The 394-nt window shown below is 76.4% G+C and carries 1 protein-coding gene; it reads left to right on the forward strand.

Translation table 11 applies throughout. The annotated features are described in order from the left end of the window. On the forward strand, window positions 1-394 hold a 394-nt coding region (locus AC5RV2_RS19015), incomplete at both ends, for a hypothetical protein (protein WP_494093620.1).

A 394-nucleotide genomic window follows, 5' to 3' on the forward strand; every position in this document is an offset into this window, starting at 1 on the left:
GGCGTCCCGCCGGGGTCCCCGCCCCTCCGGCCCGCCCGGCCCACGTGTGGCTGCGGCTGGGGACGGCCAGCCTGCCGGCACACATCGGTTCGGCGTCGGCGCCGGTGGTCAAGGCTCCCGCCAGGGATGTTCCGCTGTGCGTGGACTTGCTCGCCGGGCCCCCGCTGCGGATCCAGGGAACACCGTCCGGGCTGGACGGTCTGCTGCGTTCGGCCCTGCTGCAGTTGGCCGCACGGGTGGCGGGAACCGCCCTGCGCGTTGTCTGCTACGCGTTGCCGGAGTCCGTCCGCGCGTCGGCCCGGTTCCTGCCCGGCGTGGAGCTGGTGGACCGGCCCGGGCAACTGGCGGAGCGGTTCGCCGCCGGCGGCGGCAGCCTCGTGCTGCTGGTAGCCGG

It is taken from the genome of Arthrobacter sp. Y3225116 (assembly GCF_059091245.1).